The 16637-nt window shown below is 72.2% G+C and carries 19 protein-coding genes; 12 read left to right on the plus strand and 7 right to left on the minus strand.

The window, feature by feature from the left end; genetic code table 11:
- Positions 1-8: 8 nt before the first annotated feature.
- Genes mce through IEY63_RS00550 form a run of 7 tightly spaced genes read left to right on the plus strand, consistent with a single transcriptional unit; the run spans position 9 to position 5889 of the window.
- Positions 9-428 carry a methylmalonyl-CoA epimerase gene (gene mce / locus IEY63_RS00520; RefSeq protein WP_189067028.1) on the plus strand — a complete coding sequence of 140 codons (420 nt, stop codon included), beginning with the start codon at positions 9-11 and terminating at the stop codon, positions 426-428.
- A gap of 50 nt (positions 429-478) precedes the next feature.
- Positions 479-802 (plus strand): VanZ family protein, encoded by a 324-nt coding sequence (locus tag IEY63_RS00525; RefSeq protein ID WP_189067987.1) that lies wholly within the window; start codon positions 479-481, stop codon positions 800-802.
- A 54-nt stretch (positions 803-856) separates the two neighbouring features.
- Positions 857-1801, plus strand: coding sequence for an AAA family ATPase (locus tag IEY63_RS00530; protein ID WP_189067029.1), 945 nt, complete (start codon positions 857-859; stop codon positions 1799-1801).
- Complete coding sequence (locus IEY63_RS00535; RefSeq protein WP_189067030.1) at positions 1801-4638, plus strand: transglutaminaseTgpA domain-containing protein; 2838 nt, start codon at positions 1801-1803, stop codon at positions 4636-4638. The genes IEY63_RS00530 and IEY63_RS00535 overlap by 1 nt, the downstream gene beginning before the upstream one ends.
- A gap of 11 nt (positions 4639-4649) precedes the next feature.
- Positions 4650-5153, plus strand: a complete 504-nt coding sequence (locus IEY63_RS00540; protein WP_308425081.1) for a hypothetical protein — start codon at positions 4650-4652, stop codon at positions 5151-5153.
- A gap of 1 nt (position 5154) precedes the next feature.
- Complete coding sequence (locus IEY63_RS00545) at positions 5155-5568, plus strand: hypothetical protein (RefSeq protein WP_189067032.1); 414 nt, start codon at positions 5155-5157, stop codon at positions 5566-5568.
- Between the two features lie 6 nt (positions 5569-5574).
- Entirely contained in the window at positions 5575-5889 is a 315-nt protein-coding gene (locus tag IEY63_RS00550; protein ID WP_189067033.1) for a hypothetical protein, read from the plus strand.
- 7 nt (positions 5890-5896) lie between these two features.
- On the opposite strand, the gene IEY63_RS00555 is transcribed toward IEY63_RS00550, so the two are convergent.
- A complete protein-coding gene (locus IEY63_RS00555) occupies positions 5897-6511 on the minus strand; it encodes a pyroglutamyl-peptidase I (protein WP_189067034.1) in 615 nt (204 codons plus the stop codon).
- Positions 6512-6552: 41 nt separating this feature from the next.
- On the opposite strand from IEY63_RS00555, the gene IEY63_RS00560 reads away from it, so the two are divergent.
- The 3 genes from IEY63_RS00560 to pdxH all read left to right on the plus strand — a co-directional run bounded on the left by IEY63_RS00560 (position 6553) and on the right by pdxH (position 8737).
- Positions 6553-7014: a hypothetical protein gene (locus IEY63_RS00560; RefSeq protein ID WP_189067035.1), complete on the plus strand. Its 462-nt coding sequence runs from the start codon at positions 6553-6555 to the stop codon at positions 7012-7014.
- A gap of 78 nt (positions 7015-7092) precedes the next feature.
- Positions 7093-7941: a DNA-formamidopyrimidine glycosylase gene (locus IEY63_RS00565; protein WP_189067036.1), complete on the plus strand. Its 849-nt coding sequence runs from the start codon at positions 7093-7095 to the stop codon at positions 7939-7941.
- A gap of 151 nt (positions 7942-8092) precedes the next feature.
- Positions 8093-8737: a pyridoxamine 5'-phosphate oxidase gene (pdxH, locus tag IEY63_RS00570; RefSeq protein WP_189067037.1), complete on the plus strand. Its 645-nt coding sequence runs from the start codon at positions 8093-8095 to the stop codon at positions 8735-8737.
- Positions 8738-8774: 37 nt separating this feature from the next.
- Here pdxH and IEY63_RS00575 read toward each other — a convergent pair whose 3' ends face one another.
- Together IEY63_RS00575 and IEY63_RS00580 are read right to left on the minus strand one after the other, a co-directional pair.
- A complete protein-coding gene (locus IEY63_RS00575) occupies positions 8775-10262 on the minus strand; it encodes an ATP cone domain-containing protein (protein ID WP_189067038.1) in 1488 nt (495 codons plus the stop codon).
- A 99-nt stretch (positions 10263-10361) separates the two neighbouring features.
- Positions 10362-10973 (minus strand): TetR/AcrR family transcriptional regulator, encoded by a 612-nt coding sequence (locus IEY63_RS00580; RefSeq protein WP_062157918.1) that lies wholly within the window; start codon positions 10971-10973, stop codon positions 10362-10364.
- A gap of 124 nt (positions 10974-11097) precedes the next feature.
- Here IEY63_RS00580 and ppgK point away from each other — a divergent pair, with 124 nt between their 5' ends.
- Positions 11098-11901 (plus strand): polyphosphate--glucose phosphotransferase, encoded by an 804-nt coding sequence (gene ppgK, locus IEY63_RS00585; RefSeq protein WP_189067039.1) that lies wholly within the window; start codon positions 11098-11100, stop codon positions 11899-11901.
- Between the two features lie 58 nt (positions 11902-11959).
- The gene (locus IEY63_RS00590) at positions 11960-12694 is read left to right on the plus strand and encodes a sporulation protein (RefSeq protein ID WP_189067040.1); all 735 of its coding nucleotides are present in this window, start codon (positions 11960-11962) and stop codon (positions 12692-12694) included.
- A gap of 59 nt (positions 12695-12753) precedes the next feature.
- Here IEY63_RS00590 and IEY63_RS00595 read toward each other — a convergent pair whose 3' ends face one another.
- The 4 genes from IEY63_RS00595 to sat all read right to left on the minus strand — a co-directional run bounded on the left by IEY63_RS00595 (position 12754) and on the right by sat (position 16570).
- Positions 12754-13503: an ABC transporter ATP-binding protein gene (locus tag IEY63_RS00595; RefSeq protein WP_189067041.1), complete on the minus strand. Its 750-nt coding sequence runs from the start codon at positions 13501-13503 to the stop codon at positions 12754-12756.
- Positions 13500-14339: an ABC transporter permease gene (locus IEY63_RS00600; protein WP_189067042.1), complete on the minus strand. Its 840-nt coding sequence runs from the start codon at positions 14337-14339 to the stop codon at positions 13500-13502. The genes IEY63_RS00595 and IEY63_RS00600 overlap by 4 nt, the downstream gene beginning before the upstream one ends.
- Before the next feature lie 16 nt (positions 14340-14355).
- Entirely contained in the window at positions 14356-15306 is a 951-nt protein-coding gene (locus IEY63_RS00605; protein WP_189067043.1) for an ABC transporter substrate-binding protein, read from the minus strand.
- A 97-nt stretch (positions 15307-15403) separates the two neighbouring features.
- Positions 15404-16570 (minus strand): sulfate adenylyltransferase, encoded by a 1167-nt coding sequence (gene sat / locus IEY63_RS00610; RefSeq protein ID WP_229784395.1) that lies wholly within the window; start codon positions 16568-16570, stop codon positions 15404-15406.
- Between the last annotated feature and the right edge of the window lie 67 nt (positions 16571-16637).

Below are 16637 nucleotides of genomic sequence, written 5' to 3' on the forward strand. Positions count from 1 at the left end.
CTGCGGGCATGACTGCATTACTGCTCGATCATGTGGCGATCGCGACCGCCGACCTGGACGCGGGCTCCGCACCCTACGTGGCGCTGGGCCTCCACCCGGAAGGGCCCGACGAGGAGGTGGGCGGCCAGGGGGTCCGCGTCCGCGCCTTTCAGGTCGGGGAGACCCTAATCGAGCTGCTCATGCCGACCCGGGAGGACAGCCCGGTCGCGGTCTTCCTGGCGCGCCGCGGTCCGGGCCTGCATCACACGGCGTACCGCGTGGAGGACCTGGACGCCGAGATGACACGCCTGCGCGCGGACGGGGCGCGCTTCCTGAGTGACGCGCCCGCGCCGGGCCGGGCCGGATCCCGCGTGGCCTTCTTGCACCCCAAGTGGGGCGAGGGCACCCTGATCGAACTGGTCGAGCATTCGCACGGCGGACCCGCTTGACCCGCGCGCGGCGGGCGCGGCCCCTGTGGTGGCTGCCGTCGCTGATCATCATGGGCGTCATCTGGTGGCTGAGTGCGCAGCCGCACACGCCAGGGCCGTCCCTGGAGCACCCGAAGGACTGGGCCGCGCATTTCACGGCCTACCTGGCGCTGGCGTTCTGCCTGGCGCGCGCCACCGGCCGGCGGAGCGCGGCGCTGCTGATCGCGGCGTGGTTCGGCGCGCTGGACGAGGTGCACCAGGCGTTCGTGCCCCCGCGCGAGGCGGGCGTGCAGGACTGGCTGTTCGACGTGGCGGGCGCGTGGCTGGGCACCCGGCTGGCCGTGCGGAGCGCGCCGGTGGCGCCCCCAGAGGGGGCCGGCGTTCACGCGACCTGAACCTGGCGCGGCGCGTTGCAGTTCTGTCAGGTGGGCTCGGGTAGGCTCGCTCTCATGACCGCTCCGACCCTTCCGCCCGCGCAGGCCAGTCACGTGGCCGCGCTGCATGCGGCCCTCACGCAACTGGACGGGGTGATCCTGGGCAAGGGCCCTCAGATTCGCCTGGCAGTCGCCTGTCTGCTGGCGCGCGGGCACCTGCTCATCGAGGACCAGCCCGGGGTGGGGAAGACCACGCTGGCGCAGGCGCTGGCGCGCACGTGCGGCCTGCACTTCCGGCGCGTGCAGTTCACGGCCGACCTCCTCCCGGCCGACCTGACCGGCGTGAGCGTCTGGGACGCGACCAGCAGCGCCTTCCGCTTCGTGGAGGGCCCGGTCTTCAGCGAACTGCTGCTGGCGGATGAGATCAACCGCGCCACGCCCCGCACGCAGGGTGCCCTGCTGGAAGCGATGGAGGAGCGGCAGGTCTCGGAGGGCGGCGTGACGCGCCCCCTGCCCGAGCCGTTCTTCGTGATTGCCACGCAGAACCCGGCGGCGTTCGTGGGCACCAGCCCCCTGCCCGAAGCGCAGCTGGACCGCTTCCTGATGACCGTCACGCTGGGCTACCCGGACCCGCGCGCCGAGCGGCAACTGCTGGAAACCGGGGGGCGCAGCCTGGCCGTGCGGGACCTGCCGCCCGTCCTGAACGCCGGCACCCTGATCGCCATGCAGGCGGAGGTGGACGCCGTTCACGCCGCGCCGCCCCTGCTGGATTACCTGCAACTGCTGGCCCGCGCCACCCGCGAGCACCCGGACCTGACGGGCGGCCTGAGCCCCCGCGGTCTGCTGGCCCTACTGGCCGCGGCGCGCGCCTGGGCTTACCTGCACGGGCGCAGCATGACCCTGCCGGAGGACGTGCAGGCCGTCTTCCCGTCGCTGGCCGCGCACCGCCTGAACCCCCGCCCCGGCGCGGACGTCGCGGCGGTCCTGACGCGCGTGCTGCGCGACACGCCCATTCCCTGATGGCGTGGCGTCACCGGCTGCGCGCGGCCCCCACCGGCTTCGGGGTGGCCTTCCTGCTGCTCGTCGCGCTGACCCTGATCGGCTGCGTGAACTACGCCCTGAGCCTCGGCTATGGGCTGACGTTCCTGCTGGCCGGAGTGTGGGTGCTGGCGGCGGCTCAGGCGCTCCGCGCGGCGCGGGACCTGAGCGTCACGGCGCACGCCGGGGGAACCGTTCAGGCCGGCCAGCTACTGCCGGTCACGCTGCGCGCCCGCGGTGGACGCCGGGGCGTCGTGCGCGCCACCCTGACCTCCACGCAGGGGAGCGCCGCGGGCAGCGTCCACCTGGACAGCGGCTCGGACCTGACCCTGACGCTCCCCACCACCGCGCGCGGCCCCCTGGACGTGCACGTGAGCCTGCGGGCCCTGGACCGCCTGGGCCTGTGGCAGGTGCCCCTGCCCCAGCCCGACCCGCTGACCGTCCTGATTCACCCCTCGCCGGAACCGGGCGCGCCCCCACCCCCCGAGCGGGCGCTGCCCGGCCAGGGCGACGGGGCAGGCCGGGGACCCGGCGACGAGGACTTCTCTGGCCTGCGGCCCTACCAGCCCGGCGACTCCCCCCGGCAGGTGTCGTGGCGGCACGTGGCGCGCACCGGGCAGCTCCTGACCCGCGAGACGGACGCCGCGCAGGGCCGCGCGCGCCTGCTCGACTGGCACGACGCACCCGGCGACCCGGAAGCCCGCGCCGCCCGGCTGAGCGCCTGGGTGCACGCACTGCACGGCCAGGACCAGGCGTACGCGCTGCACCTGCCCACCGAGACCCTCCCAACCGGAACTGGCGACCTGCAGCGGCAGGCGGCGCTGAACGCCCTGGCGCTCCAGCCGCCCCTGCCCGCGCCGCGCCCGCCCGCGCGCATGGCCGCGCCGCCCCTTGACGGGCGGGCGCTGCTGTGGACGCTGCTGGCCCTGACCGTCACGCTCGCCCCCGGCGCGCTGCGGCAGCCCTGGTGGCTGACCGGCCTGATCGCCGCGCTGCTGGCCCACACCGTCCTACGCGCCCGGTCGGCACGGATCACGCCGCTCCCCACCTGGCTGCTGGGCCTGCTGGCCGTTGCGGGCGGCGCCGCGCTGAACGCCACCTACGGCACGCTGCTCGGCCGTGACGCGGGCACGGCGTTCCTGGCGTTCCTGGCCGCGCTGAAAGCCGCGGAAAGTCACGCCCGGCGCGACCAGGCGGTCCTGACCCTGCTGGGCCTGTTCGTGACCAGCACCGGCTTCTTCTTCAGCCAGGGGCCCGTGACCGCGCTGTACGCCGTGGCCTGCGCCGCCCTGCTCCTGACGGCCGCCTCAACCCGCCTGGGCGCCGCACCGCCCCTGACGCGCGCCGAGTTGAGCGCCCGCCTCACCCCGACCGTGCGGTTGCTGGCCCTGGCGGCGCCGCTGACCGTGGCGCTGTTCGTGCTGTTCCCCCGCCCGGACGCCCCACTCTGGCAGCTGCCCGTCCAGAGTCAGAACATGACCGGCCTGAACAACGAGGTCAGCGCCGGGTCCTTCACGAACCTCGCGCAGAGCGCGGACGTGGCGTTCCGCGCTGACTTTCAGGGCGCGCTGCCGCCCCCCGCCGAGCGGTACTGGCGCGGCCCCGTCCTTGAGGCCTTCGACGGCCTGACCTGGCGGCAGATCCGGGGGCCCGGACCCATGCCCAGCATCGAGGCCACGGGCGCCCCCGTCACGTACGACCTTACCCTGGAACCCAGCGGCACGCCGTGGCTGCTGGGCCTGGACGCCGTGGTGCGCGTCCCGCAGGGTGCGTTCATCACCAGCGCCTTCCAGGCCGTCACGCCCCGTACCGTCAGCACGCGCCGCCGCGTGACCCTCGTCAGTCAACCGGCCCTGCTGGGCCGCCAGGAAAGTCAGGACCGCCTGAACTTCACCACCGCCCTGCCCGGTGGGCAGAACCCCCGCACGCTGGCCCTCGCGCGGCCCTGGCAGGCCCTGCCCCCCCAGGAGCGCGTGCAGGCCGCCCTGGCGTTCCTGCGGCAGGGCAACTTCACGTACACCCTGAACCCACCCCTGCTGCCCCAGCAGAACCGCACTGACGCGTTCCTGTTCGCCAGCCGCCAGGGCTTCTGCGAGCACTACGCCAGTGCCTTCGCCGTCCTGATGCGCGCCGCCGGCCTGAGTGCCCGGGTCGTCACCGGCTACCTGGGCGGCGAGGTGAACCCGGACGGCAACTATCTGATCGTGCGGCAACGGGACGCGCACGCCTGGACGGAAGTCTGGCTGCCCGGCCGCGGCTGGGTGCGGGTGGACCCCACCGCTGCCATCGCCCCCGCCCGCGTGAACGCAGACCTGAGCACCGCCCTGTCGCAGCCCACCGCTAGCGCCGCGCGCCCCCCGGGCCAGCTGGAGCGCCTGCGCCTGAAACTGGACACCTGGCAGAACCGCTGGAACACCTTGATCGTCGAGTACGACGGCGAGCAGCAGACCGCCCTGCTGTCCCGCCTGGGCGTGCAGGGCGGCGCGCAGACCCTCTGGTGGCTGGTCCTGCCGGCGCTGCTGCTGACCCTGCTGCCCGCATACACCTGGATGCGCCGCCCCGCGCGGCCCACCGATCCCGCGCAGCGCCTCTGGCAGGACCTGACCCGGCTGCTGGGCGAGGCGCACCCCGGTGAGACACCCAGCACGTACGCGCAGCGGCAGTCTGCCGAGCACCCCCACCTCGCGGCGCCGCTGCGCGACGCCGTGACGGCGTATCAGACCGCCCGCTACGCCCCGGGTGAGCCGGACGCGGCCCTGAGCGAACTGCGCGGCGCCCTGCGGGCCCTCCGGGGCATGCGTCACCGCGCGCGGCGCTGAGCTCACGTAGCATGGGTGCCGTGAACGTCCTGAAAGCGGTCCTCTCTGCCATCACCGGGTGTGCCGCCGCCCTGATCGCCTACAGCGTCTTCTACGTACGCGGCGATCTGGGCGGCGTCATGGCGTACCTGCGGGCCCGGGGCGCCCTGCGCCGCCTGCGCGAGAGCGGCGCACCCGAGCAGGTCAGTGCCGCGCAGGCGAAGCTGCACGCGCTGGGCCAGCAGGTGGGCGACCCGGCCTTGGCGGCCCAGTGGCTCCCGCTGGCCGCCCTGACCGGCCTGCTGATCGCGGCCCTGGTGTGGTGGGTCTTCACGCGCCGCCAGGAGGGCCCACCCCGTGCCGACATTCAGGAGCGCATGGTGTACCGCCTCGCGCACCGCCTGGGCGGCCGCTTCACGCTGGACGACTTGCGGGCCCGCAGCCCCCTGACGGACGAGCAGGCCCGCGCCGTCACCGCCCGCCTGCTGGACCTGGGCCGCCTGACCCGCGACGGCGACACGTACCGGCTGAACTGACATGGATGACCCCACCATCCTGGCTGAACTGCTGCGCCGCGTGAACCACGATCCCGCAGAGGGTCTCGAGGTTGCCCTGGACGCCGTGCAGGGCCAGCCGCACCCTCGCGTGGCCGCCATCGCCGCGCACCTGAGCGCCACCAAACGTGACCTCTGGACCCGCATCGCCCACGCGACCGGCACGTCCAGCCCCCCCGACGACGCGGGCCTGCACACTCTCCTGACCTGGGAGGAGGGCGCTGCGGCGAGCCTGACCGCCGCGCATCTGGACGTTACCGTGCCCCCCGCCGACCCGGCCAGCGCCGCAGGCGAGCCGGCCATGACCGTCGCGGCCCTGCTGCGCCTGAACGCCGCCCTGACCACCGGCCGCGCCGCGCAGATCCGCCGACTGGCCGGGCAGCCCCGGCTCGCCTGACCACCCATGCCCCGGGAACGCCCCTTCCTGACCGATCCCGCACTGGAGGGAACGCGCGGCAGCGGCGCAGTGCCGGACGCGTTGTTCGATCTGGCCGTGAACCGCGCCGCCGCCGCCCTGCGCGGCCTGCGCCCCGCCCGACCGGATTCGGCGCTGGCCGCGTGGCACGCCCGCACCCGCTTCGCCCGCCGCGTGCCGCTGGACGCCGTGCAGGCCGCGCTGGCCACCCAACCCCCCGCGAGCGGGACGCCGGACGGCGAGTGGCACTGGGCGGGCGGCCCAGCTGGCAGCTGGCGGCCGGGCCGCGCGCCCTTCCCCTGACGCTGCCCTACTGAATGGCGGCCCGGGCGGCGACCTCGACCGCGCGGGTCAGCTCATCCTGCGGCAGGTACGGTACGGGTCTGGGCTCGGCCAGCGCCACCTCCGCGTTCGCCGGCAGGTGCAGGAACCCGCACGGCACCTCCTCCCGCCCCGCCGCGTGCAGGACGTGCAGCGCGTGATACATCACCGTGTTGCACACGAACGTGCCCGCCGTGTCGCTGATCGCCCCGGGAATGCCCGCGTCCCGCCAGGCGCGCAGCGTGGCCCGCAGCGGCAGGGTGCTCAGGTACGCCGCTGGGGCGTCCTCGGCCACCGGCGCGTCCTGGTACTGGCGGCCCGCGTTGTCCGGAATGCGGTAATCCATGACGTTCACCGCCACCCGCTCCAGCGTCACCTGCGGCCGCCCGCTGGCCAGCCCGGTCAGCAGCACCGCGTCCGGCGTCAGCCACTCCAGCAGCGAGTCCAGCCGCTCGCGGGCCGCGCCGGGCTCCACGGGCAGCAGCGCTCCCTCGATGACGTACCCGCCCAGCGTGCGGCCGTGCAGCGCCTGCGCCGCCAGGGCACTGGGATTCACGGGATGCGTGTGGAAGGGCTCGAAGCCGGTCAGCAGTAGGGTGGGCATCCTGGGCAGCGTAGCGCGCCCTGCCCATGTACGCTGCGGGTATGCGCTCCTGCCTGGCCCTGACCGCCCTGCTGGCCCTCACGCCCACCGCTCTGGCGGCCACGCAGTATGCCGTCCTGAAGGGCGTGACCGTGCAGGGCAGCGTGGCCACGCTCACCCTGGACTACGTGGACGTCTACAGCGACACCAATGCGGACGCGCGCAAGGTGGTCGCGCTGGGCGACTACCCGAACACCCAGGCGTACTTCGACGCGAACCCCAGCGGGATGTACCTGCGCAACGTCAACCCGAAGCTCCGCACCCTGAAAACTGAGGCCAGGACCGTGTTCGTCCTGTCGTGCCTGAACCGCCCGGGCGCCGTGCAGACCGTGCCCCTCGTGACCTTCGTGTCCGCCTGGAAGGGGTACCACCCGCAGGGCTGCTGGCCCTTCAGTGAGAAGGTCGTCGCGCTGCAACTCAGTGGCAGTCGCGTCCTGAAGGTCGAGCAGGTGTACTTCCCCTGACCTGCCTGATCCGTCCGCGGTCCGCCCTGAAATGAACGCCGCAGTCTGCCCGCGCGCCTGAGCCTATGCTGCGCGGGTATGCCTGAACTGCCGGAAGTGGAAACGACGCGCCGCAAGATCGAGCCGCTGCTGCTGGGCCGCACGATTCTGGAGGTGCAGCACGACGCGCCGCACAAGTACCGCGACACGCACCTCGCCGCCGGGCGCCGCGTGACGGGCCTCTCCAGGCGCGGGAAGTACCTGATGCTGCACCTCGCCGCTGGGGACGCCGCGCACGATCAGGACCCGGCCGTCCCGCACGACCTTGAATTCATCGTGCACCTCGGGATGACCGGCGGCTTCCGCCTGGAGAGCGGCAAGCACACCCGCGTGACCCTGCGCACCGACGCCGGGGACCTGTACTTCGACGATCCGCGCCGCTTCGGGAAGATGGCCGTCGTGCGGCCCGGCGAGTACGCGGGCATGCCCACCCTGGCCGCCATGGGCCCCGAACCCCTCTCCGACGACTTCACCGAGGACGAGTTCATCGCGCTGGCCGCGCAGGCGGGCGCCGTGAAACCCTGGCTGCTGTCCCAGAAGCCCGTCAGCGGGGTAGGCAACATCTACGCCGACGAGAGCCTCTGGATGGCCGGGCTGCACCCCACCCAGACCCGCCTGACCCGCGAGGAAGCCGGGCGGCTGTACCACGCGATCCGCGACGTGATGGGCCGCGCCGTCGAGGCGGGCGGCAGCAGCCTCGGCCAGGGACAGGGCAACTACCGCCAGCACGACGGGCTGTCCGGACTGTTCCAGCACGCGCACAACGTGTACGGCAAGGGCGGCGAACCCTGCCCCCGCTGCGGCACCCCCATCGAGAAGAGCGTCGTCGCGCAGCGCGGCACCCACCACTGCCCCCAGTGCCAGCCCGTGCGCCGGGAGCAGGCATGACGAGGGTGTCGGGCGTGGAGTGGGCGGAGTGGTGTCATCCCGCTCCAGCCATGGAACAGGCCGCACCCTCTTTACGCTCACTCTGCGGGGCAGCGCTCCGAGTCGCGTCCGCTCGGGTTGAGGCGGAACCGCCCATTCAACCGGAGGCCCTATGACCGACCTGACCGGGCTGCGGCTGTCCTACACCCGCGCCGAACTGCGCCGCGCCGACCTGAACCCCGATCCCCTCGCCCAGTTTCAGGGCTGGTTGCAGGAGGCCATCGACACGGACCTGCGTGAGCCTTACGCGCTGAGCCTCGCCACGGCCGGCGCGGGCGGGCGGCCCAGCGTGCGGACCGTGCTGCTGCGCGGCGCGACGCCGGCGGGCCTGACCTTCTACACGAACTACGACTCGCACAAGGGCCGCGACCTGAGCGCCAACCCGCAGGCGGAACTGCTGTTCCACTGGCCCGAATTGGAACGGCAGGTGCGCGCCTACGGCCCGGTGAGCCGCGTCCCGGACGAGGAGAGTGACGCGTACTTCCACGCTCGCCCACGCGAGTCTCAGCTGGCCGCGCACGCCAGTGACCCGCAGAGTGCCCCCGTCTCTGGCCGTGAGGCGCTGGAGGCCGCCTTCGCGGCCCTCCACGACCGCTTCCCGGAGGGAACCGAGGTGCCCCGCCCGGACTTCTGGGGGGGCTTCCGAGTCGCCGTGCAGGAGTGGGAGTTCTGGCAGGGCCGCGCCAACCGCATGCACGACCGCTTCACGTATGTCAGGCATGCGGGCGACTGGCTGATCCAGCGGCTGATGCCGTAACGACCCTGGCCCCCCGGGTCACACTGGGGCCGGGCCGTCAGCTGCTGCCGAAGGTCATGTCCGCGTGGTCCTCGCCCAGCAGGGCCCGGCGTTCCTCGGCTGTCAGGGCGATCAGCACGCGCCGCAGCACCACGTCCACGGCCTGCTCGGCGCTCTCGTCCAGGGTCAGGCCGTCCAGCAGCGGCACGTCGTACTGGCGGGCCAGAGCCTCCAGTTCGTCCTGCATGGCGCGGATCTCGCGGAAGTAGCCCATGTAGCGGTGCAGGGGGCGACTGGCGGCCGTCTCAGTGTCGCGGCTCTCGAAGTGGCGGCGGTGCTCGTCCGCGTCGGGCAGCGTCACCAGCAGCGGCACCACGATCGCGCCCGCGTACGAGTCCGCGCGGATGTACCCGGGAACCAGATGCACGCCCTCCAGGACCAGACTGCTGCCCTCCTGCACGCTGCGCTGCACGACGGCACTCAGGCCTACGCTGACCTGCTGCACCTGATCCCGGAACCCTGCGATCAGGGTGGCCTGGTCCGGGTGTTCCGGGCGGGGCGCGCCGGGCGGCAGCAGCGCCTCCCAGGCGTTGAAGGTGCTGGCGTGCAGTGTGGGCAGCAGGGCGGGGGAGACCATGGCGCGCATGACCTCGCGGATCGAGTCGGTGCTCACGACCCGCGCGATGCCCAGGCGGTAGGCGATCTCGGCGGCCAGGAAGCTCTTGCCGGTGCCGCTCACGCCGCCCAGCAGCACGATCACCGGGCGCGGCGGGCGGCGGATCACGCGCAGCAGGCGGTAGCGCGCACTGACGTCCGGGCCGACCTCGTCCCGCAGGAGTGCTTCGACCTTCTGGCGGATCTCGTGGCGGGGAATGACCCGGTCGTCCCGGCCGCGCAGGTCCCGCTGGGTCACGCGGGCCACCTTGCGCGCCACGTCCGGCGTCACGCCCGCCGCGAGCATGCTCTGTACCAGGATGCCCTTGCTGAACGGACTGGGGACGCTGCTGCCCTCGCCCAGCACGCCCAGCTTCCCGCGGTTGTGCCGCAGGTAGCGGTAGGTCAGGCGCAGGTGCTCGCCGTACCGTTCGGCCAGCGCGGCCTCGGTGCGGTTGTCGATCTCCTCGGCGCTCAGGCTGGTCACGCCCTGCTGGCGCAGCCGCACGTCCACGACGCTGGCCGTCGCGTAGGCGTCCTTGCCGGACAGGCCCGCGTCCTCCAGCGTGCGGGCCAGCACGCCCCGGCTGAAGGGCAGATCACCCTTCTTCGCCGTCACGAAGATGTCCTGGAAGGCCGGCGTCTGTGCCTGCGCGGCCTGCGCGACTTCGGGACCGGCCACGTCGCGGGCCACCTCGACCATCAGGGCCTTGAGTTCCGCCGGGCTGACCAGCGTGCGGCGCGCCAGGCGCAGCTGCTGCTCGACGCGGCGGGACACGGCGGACGCTACGGGCGCGCTGGCCCCGGCGTTCACTAGGGACTCGACCAGCAGGCCGCGGCTGAAGGGAAAGGTGGTCCGGGCTGAGCCCACCCGCAGTTCCGGGTGCGTCATGCCCGCACCAGCCGGAAGGGAGCGCGAGTCATCAGCGCAGTGTAGACCCTGGCGGGAAATCCGGCGTGACGACAGGCCGGTTCAGGCAGGCTCCGGGGTTCAGCGGGCGTCGCGCTTCACCGCGCCTTCCAGCAGCAGATTCAGCGCCAGGCGCATCTCCTCCTGAAGGGGCCGCTCGGTGCCGTACGCGCTCCAGCGCAGCGCGACCATCAGGTACGTGTCTGCGATCAGGTTGCTGATGCGCTGCAAGGACAGGTCGGTGCGCATCATGCCCGCCTGGTGCATGGGGCGCAGGATGAGCTCGATGACCTTGCTCAGCGGCAGCGCCTGGTACGCGGTGCGGGCCCGTTCGGGGTTGGGGTTCATGACCTCGTACGCCAGGGGGGGGAACAGGTCGCGTTCGCGGGTGTTCTCGTCCGCGAGGCGGTCCCAGACCTCGTACAGCACGGTCAGGGGGGGCGTGCCGTCGTGCAGGCGGGACTCGGCGTGGTCGCGCAGGCGGTTCATGACCTCGCTGCCGTAGTCGAGCAGCACCGCTTCCTTGTACGGGTAGTAGTTGAAGAAGGTCCCGCGCGAGACGTTGCTGGCCCGGGCGATATCGGTCGCCGTGGTCGTCTGGAACCCGCCGCGTTTGAACAGGTCAATGGCGACGTTGTAGATGCGGGCGCGGCGGCGCTCCTTCTGGCGTTCGCGCAGCGAGGTTGAATCCATGATTCCCCAGGGTATAGCGTTTTCGGTACAAAATTGCACCCCGTCCAACGGGTTGATCCCCGGCACTTGTCTGCCTGACCCGCCCGGCACGCCTCGGCGCGGCGCGTGCGGTACGCTGAAGCTCATGAGCGTGATCCTGGGCATCGACATCGGCGGGAGCGGCATCAAGGGCGCGCCCGTGGACACCCGCACCGGCCGGCTCACGGCGGAACGCCACCGCATCCCCACGCCCGAAGGCGCCGCGCCGGGGGACGTGAAACGGGTCGTGGCGCAGCTCGTCGAGCACTTCGGCCTGCCCGGCCCGGTCGGCGTGACCTTCCCCGGCATCGTGCAGCGGGGGCACACCCTGTCCGCCGCGAACGTTCACCCGGACTGGATCGGCCTGGACGCCGACAGCCTCTTCACGGACGCCACCGGGCACGACGTGCACCTCATCAACGACGCGGACGCCGCCGGACTCGCCGAGGCCCGCTTCGGCGCCGGGCAGGGCGAGACGGGCACGGTCCTGGTCCTGACCTTCGGCACCGGCATCGGCAGCGCCCTGATCTACGGCGGCACCCTGGTCCCCAACACCGAACTGGGGCACCTGTGGCTGCGCGACAAGCACGCCGAAACCTGGGCCTCGGACCGCGCCCGCGAACGGGACGACCTGAACTGGAAACAGTGGAGTAAACGCGTCAGCACCTACCTGCAACACCTGGAACTGCTGTTCAGCCCGGACCTGTTCATCATCGGCGGCGGCGTCAGCAAGAAGGCTGAAAAGTGGCAGGAGCACCTGCAGACCGAACGCAGCCGCGTGGTCCCCGCGAAACTCCTGAACGAGGCCGGCATCATCGGCGCCGCCATGATGGCCGCCGGGAGCGACCCGGCCCTGGCCGCCGTGCTCGACGAACCCGCCGCGTCCGCCCCGCGCAAACCCCGCGGCTGACCCGCGCCGCCCGCACCGCGCCGGGAACTCCGGCGCGGCCCGCCGCGTAGCACCGGTCATGGGATTCCTGAAGAAGATGATGGCCGCGATCGGCGTGGGCGGCGCCCGCGTTGACGCGCAGGTTCACAACCCCGCCGTGCGGATCGGAGACAGTGTGACCGGCGTGCTGATCGTGCAGGGCGGCAGCCTCGACCAGCGCATTGAACGTGTGAACCTGGGGCTGGCCACCCGCTACAAGAGTGACGACAGCTACGTCTCACACCAGCTGAGCAAGCATCAGGTGATCCCCAGCTTCGACCTGCGCGCCGGGGAACGCCGCGAATTCCCGTTCAGCATTCCCGTCGAGTCCGGTACGCCCCTCTCGCTGCCCGGCACGCAACTGTGGCTGGCCACCGACATGGACATCGCGGGCGCCGTGGACCCGGGCGACCAGGACCACCTCCAGATCCTCCCCAGCCGCGAGATGGAGGTGCTGTTCCAGGGCGCGCAGCGCCTGGGCTTCCAGCTGAGCGGCAGCGAGATCGAGTACCACCATGGCCGCATCGTGCAGGAGATCAGCTTCCGCCCTCCGCACGGCCAGTACCGCATCGCTGAAATCGAGATGATGCTCTTCCCGCAGGGCGGCGGGCTGGACATCATTCTGGAAGTGGACCGCCGCGCCACCGGCCTGGCCAGCCTGTTCACCAGTGAGTTCGAGCAGAAGGGCCGCTGGCACCTCAGCGCCGACGTGCTGCGCGCCGGGCCGGACGCCGTGGCCCGGGAACTTGAGGCCCGTATCCGCGCGCTGCTGTAAGGCCGCATGAAGCGCCGCCACCTCGAACTGAGTGGGCGGCGCGCCGGTTACCGGGTCTGTCAGTCGCCCAGCAGGCGTTTCAGGTCGTCCACGCTGGTCTGCGAGGCCGGGGCGTCCAGGGCCACCGCGCCGCCCCGCAGGGCCACGACCCGCTGGCCCAGATGCAGCGCTTCCTCCAGCTGGTGCGTGACGAACACGACGGTTACGCCTGACTGCCGCCAGAGGGTCAGCAGTTCGTCGGACAGGGCGGTGCGCGTCGCGTGATCCAGCGCGCTGAACGGTTCATCCAGCAGCAGCAGGCCCGGGCGGGTGATCAGGGCGCGGGCCAGCGCCACGCGCTGCCGCTGCCCGCCGCTCAGTTCGTGGGGGCGGCGCGGGCCGAAGCCGTCCAGGCCCACCTGCCGTAGCGCCTCCTGCACGCGGGTGTCGCGTTCGGCGCGGGGCACGCCGCGCAGGCCGAAGGCCACGTTGCCTGCCACGGTCAGCCAGGGGAACAGCGCCGCCTCCTGCTGCACCAGGGTCAGGCGCGGGTGCGGGCCCCGCACAACCTGGCCGCCCAGCGTGATCTGGCCGCGCTGGGGTTTCAGGAAGCCGGCCAGCAGGCTCAGCAGGGTGCTCTTGCCGCTGCCGGACGGGCCGACCACGCACAGGAACTCTCCGCCCGGCACGTCCAGTGTCAGGGGCCCCACACCCGCCCCCTGGCCCCGGCGGCCCTGATAGTGGTAGGTCACGCCGTCCAGGGCCAGCGGGGCGCCGCCGCGCTCGGCGGCCAGGGGGGCGGGGGCGGCGCGGTTCATCGTGGTGGTCATTGTGGCACCTCCAGCCCGTAGTCGCGCCGGACCCGGCCCTCGGCGGCGCGCAGCAGCGTGTCGAACAGCCCGCCGATCACGCCGATGATGATGATGGTGGCCAGGACCAGCGCCACGTTCGCGGTGTTGCGCCCGACCTCCAGCAGTTCACCCAGGCTGGTGCTGCCCGCGATCAGCAGCTCACCGCCGACCAGGGCGCGCCACGCGAAACTCCAGGCGGTGCGCAGGCCGGTCAGGATGCTGGGCACGCTGGCGGGCAGCAGCACGCGCAGGATCAGCCCCAGCGGCCCGGCGCCCAGCGTGCGGCCCGCGACGCGAAGCGCGGGCGGCACGTTCAGCAGGGCGCCGGACACGGCCAGCGCCACCGGAATGAAGCCCTCGAGGACGACCACGAACAGCACCGCGCGCTCGTTGAGGCCCAGGAACAGAATGGCGAACGGCACGAACGCGATGCTCGGGACGCTCTGAATGCCTGTCAGGTACCCGCCCAGCGTGGTCCGCAGCGGGCGCCACGCGCTCATCAGGAGGCCCACGATGGTACCCAGCAGCACCGCGATGGCGTACCCGGTGAGGACCCGGCGCAGGCTGCTGCCAATGGCGGACAGCAGCTTCCCGTCCTGCGGTCCGGTGCCCCACAGGCCGTAACTGATTTCAGTCCACACGGCCTTCGGGCCGGGGAAGACGTAGGGCGGGTACAGTTTCAGTACGTCGGTGACGAGCCACCACGCGCCCAGAATGACGAGCAGGCCCAGCAGTTGCGACGCGAGCGCCTGCCAGCGGGGCGGGCCACTGACCCGCTGAAGACCCTGATCCGGAGTGAGCGGAGGCGCGGTCATGCCAGGGCTCCCAGGCTCACTTGCGGATGAACGGCGCGAGATCCGGCGCGCTGCGGGCGTACCCGGCTTCCACGTTCAGCTTCGCGTACTCAGTCAGCGCGGCCAGATCGAGGCTGGTCGTGAAGCGCGTGCGCGAGAAGGCCCGCTGGAGCACCCGGGGATCAATCTTGGCGCCCGTGAGCTTCAGCAGCTGGCTGTTCACGGCCGTCTGCGCGCCCACCGGACTCTTGTTGATGAACGCCACCGCGTCCGTGTGGGCCTTCAGGAACGCCGCGACCAGCTGCGGGTTGGCCTGCGCGAACTTCGCGTTCACGATCACCACGGTCGTGGGGTACTTCCCGTCGCGCCAGACGGTCTTCTCGCTGCCGATCACCTTGTGACCCTGCGCTTCAAGCGCCGCGCCCCACGGTTCGGGGACCAGCGTGGCGTCCACGCGCTTGGCAGCGAAGGCGGCCATCACATCGGCCGGCGCCACCGGGGTGATGGTCACGGACCCGCCGTCCGCCTTGGGTTTCAGGCCGTTCTCGTTCAGGATGTGGCGCAGGCTGATGTCCTGCGTGTTGCCCAGGCTGGGCACCGCGACGATCTTGCCGCCCAGGTCCTTGTAGGACTTGATGCCGCTGTCCTTGCGGACGACCAGGACCGCGCCCGCCTCGCTGGCCCCCGCCAGGAACTGCACGGGCATGCCGCGCCCGGCGGCGTTGATGGCCGGGCCGGGCCCCACGTACGCGATGTCGATCTGCCCGGCGGCGAAGGCCTCGGTCAGGGTGGTGCCGGACACGAACTCCTTGGCGTCCAGCTTCACCTTGCCCAGCGCCTTCTGGAAGGTGCCTCGTTCCAGTCCGACCAGGGCGGGCGCGTGCGTGAGGTTCGGGAAGAAGCCGAGTCGGACCGTCTGGGCCTCCTGGGCGGCGGCGGTGGTCGTCACGGTCAGGGTGAGCAGAGTCAGCAGTGCTTTTCGGGTCATGCGGCCCTCCTGTTCAGGTTGATGCATTTCACGGTGCGCGGCAGGCAGGCACGTGTGACCGGACCTGCCTGGGCTTCAGGGTTTCTTCAGGGGGCGTTCAGACGGGGGCGGCGTACGCGGCGCGCAGCACCTCGGCCACCTCGGGCCGGGTGAACTCGGCGGGCAGGTTCTCCCCGGCGCGCAGCTTCTCGCGGACTTTCGTACCGCTCAGCACGAGGTGGTGGCTGCTGTCGTGCGGGCAGGTGCGGGGGCTGACGAGCTGCCCGCAGGAGTTGCAGTAGAAGGTGTGTTCGAACTTCAGGATCTGCACGCCCAGTTCCTCGGGCGTGTACGCGCTGAAGATCTCCTGCGCGTCGTACGTGCCGTAGTAGCTGCCGACGCCCGCGTGGTCGCGGCCCACGATGAAGTGCGTCACGCCGTAGTTGCGCCGGGACAGGGCGTGCAGGATCGCCTCGCGCGGCCCGGCGTAGCGCATGGCGGCCGGGTACACGCTCAGCAGCGTGCGGGCCTGCGGGTAGTAGCCCTCCAGCAGCACCTCGTATGCCTGCACGCGGGTCGCGGCGGGCACGTCGTCGCCCTTGGTGGTGCCCACCAGCGGGTGCAGCAGCAGCCCGTCCACAAGCTCCAGCGCGACTTTCTGCAGGTACTCGTGCGCGCGGTGGATGGGGTTGCGGGTCTGGAACGCCACGGTGGAACGCCAGCCGCGCGCCTCGATCACCTCGCGCACCTCGGCGGGCGTGCGGTGGTGGCGGGGGAAGTGGCCGCGGGGCACCTCGAACAGCGCGACCGGCCCGGCCAGGTTGAAGTCGCCCTGCGCGTACAGCGCCGCCACGCCGGGGTGCGTCTCGTCCTCGGTGCGGTACACCTCGCGCGCCTCCCAGGCCTTGCGGGCCGTGTAGGCCTCCTGCACGTCCACCCAGCCCACGTCCTGACCCTGGAAGCTCAGGACCACGCGCCCGCGCAGCCCGGCGTGCTCGGCGGTCACGGGCAGCGTGATCGGGATGCTCCAGGGCGTGCCGTCCGCGAGGCGCAGCCGCTCCACGACCGAGAGGTAGTCCGCCTCGTTCACGAAGCCGGTCAGGGGGGAGTACGCGCCGGTGGCGAGCATCTCCAGATCGGCCAGGGTGCGCTCGCTGATGTTCAGGCGCGTCAGCGCGGCGAGTTCCGCCGGGTCGAAGTCATGACCGGCGCGGCGCACGCCGTTCACGAGGGTGCCGCCGAGGGGGCTGGGGAGGGTGGAGGTGGTGGGCAGCAGGATCGTCATGGGTCAGACCTCTTGATGAATTTACTCAACTATTCGGGGCAGGAAAAGCCGCTCAGGGTTCAGGCGG

Origin of the sequence: Deinococcus radiotolerans (assembly GCF_014647435.1) — a bacterium.
Lineage (GTDB): Bacteria > Deinococcota > Deinococci > Deinococcales > Deinococcaceae > Deinococcus > Deinococcus radiotolerans.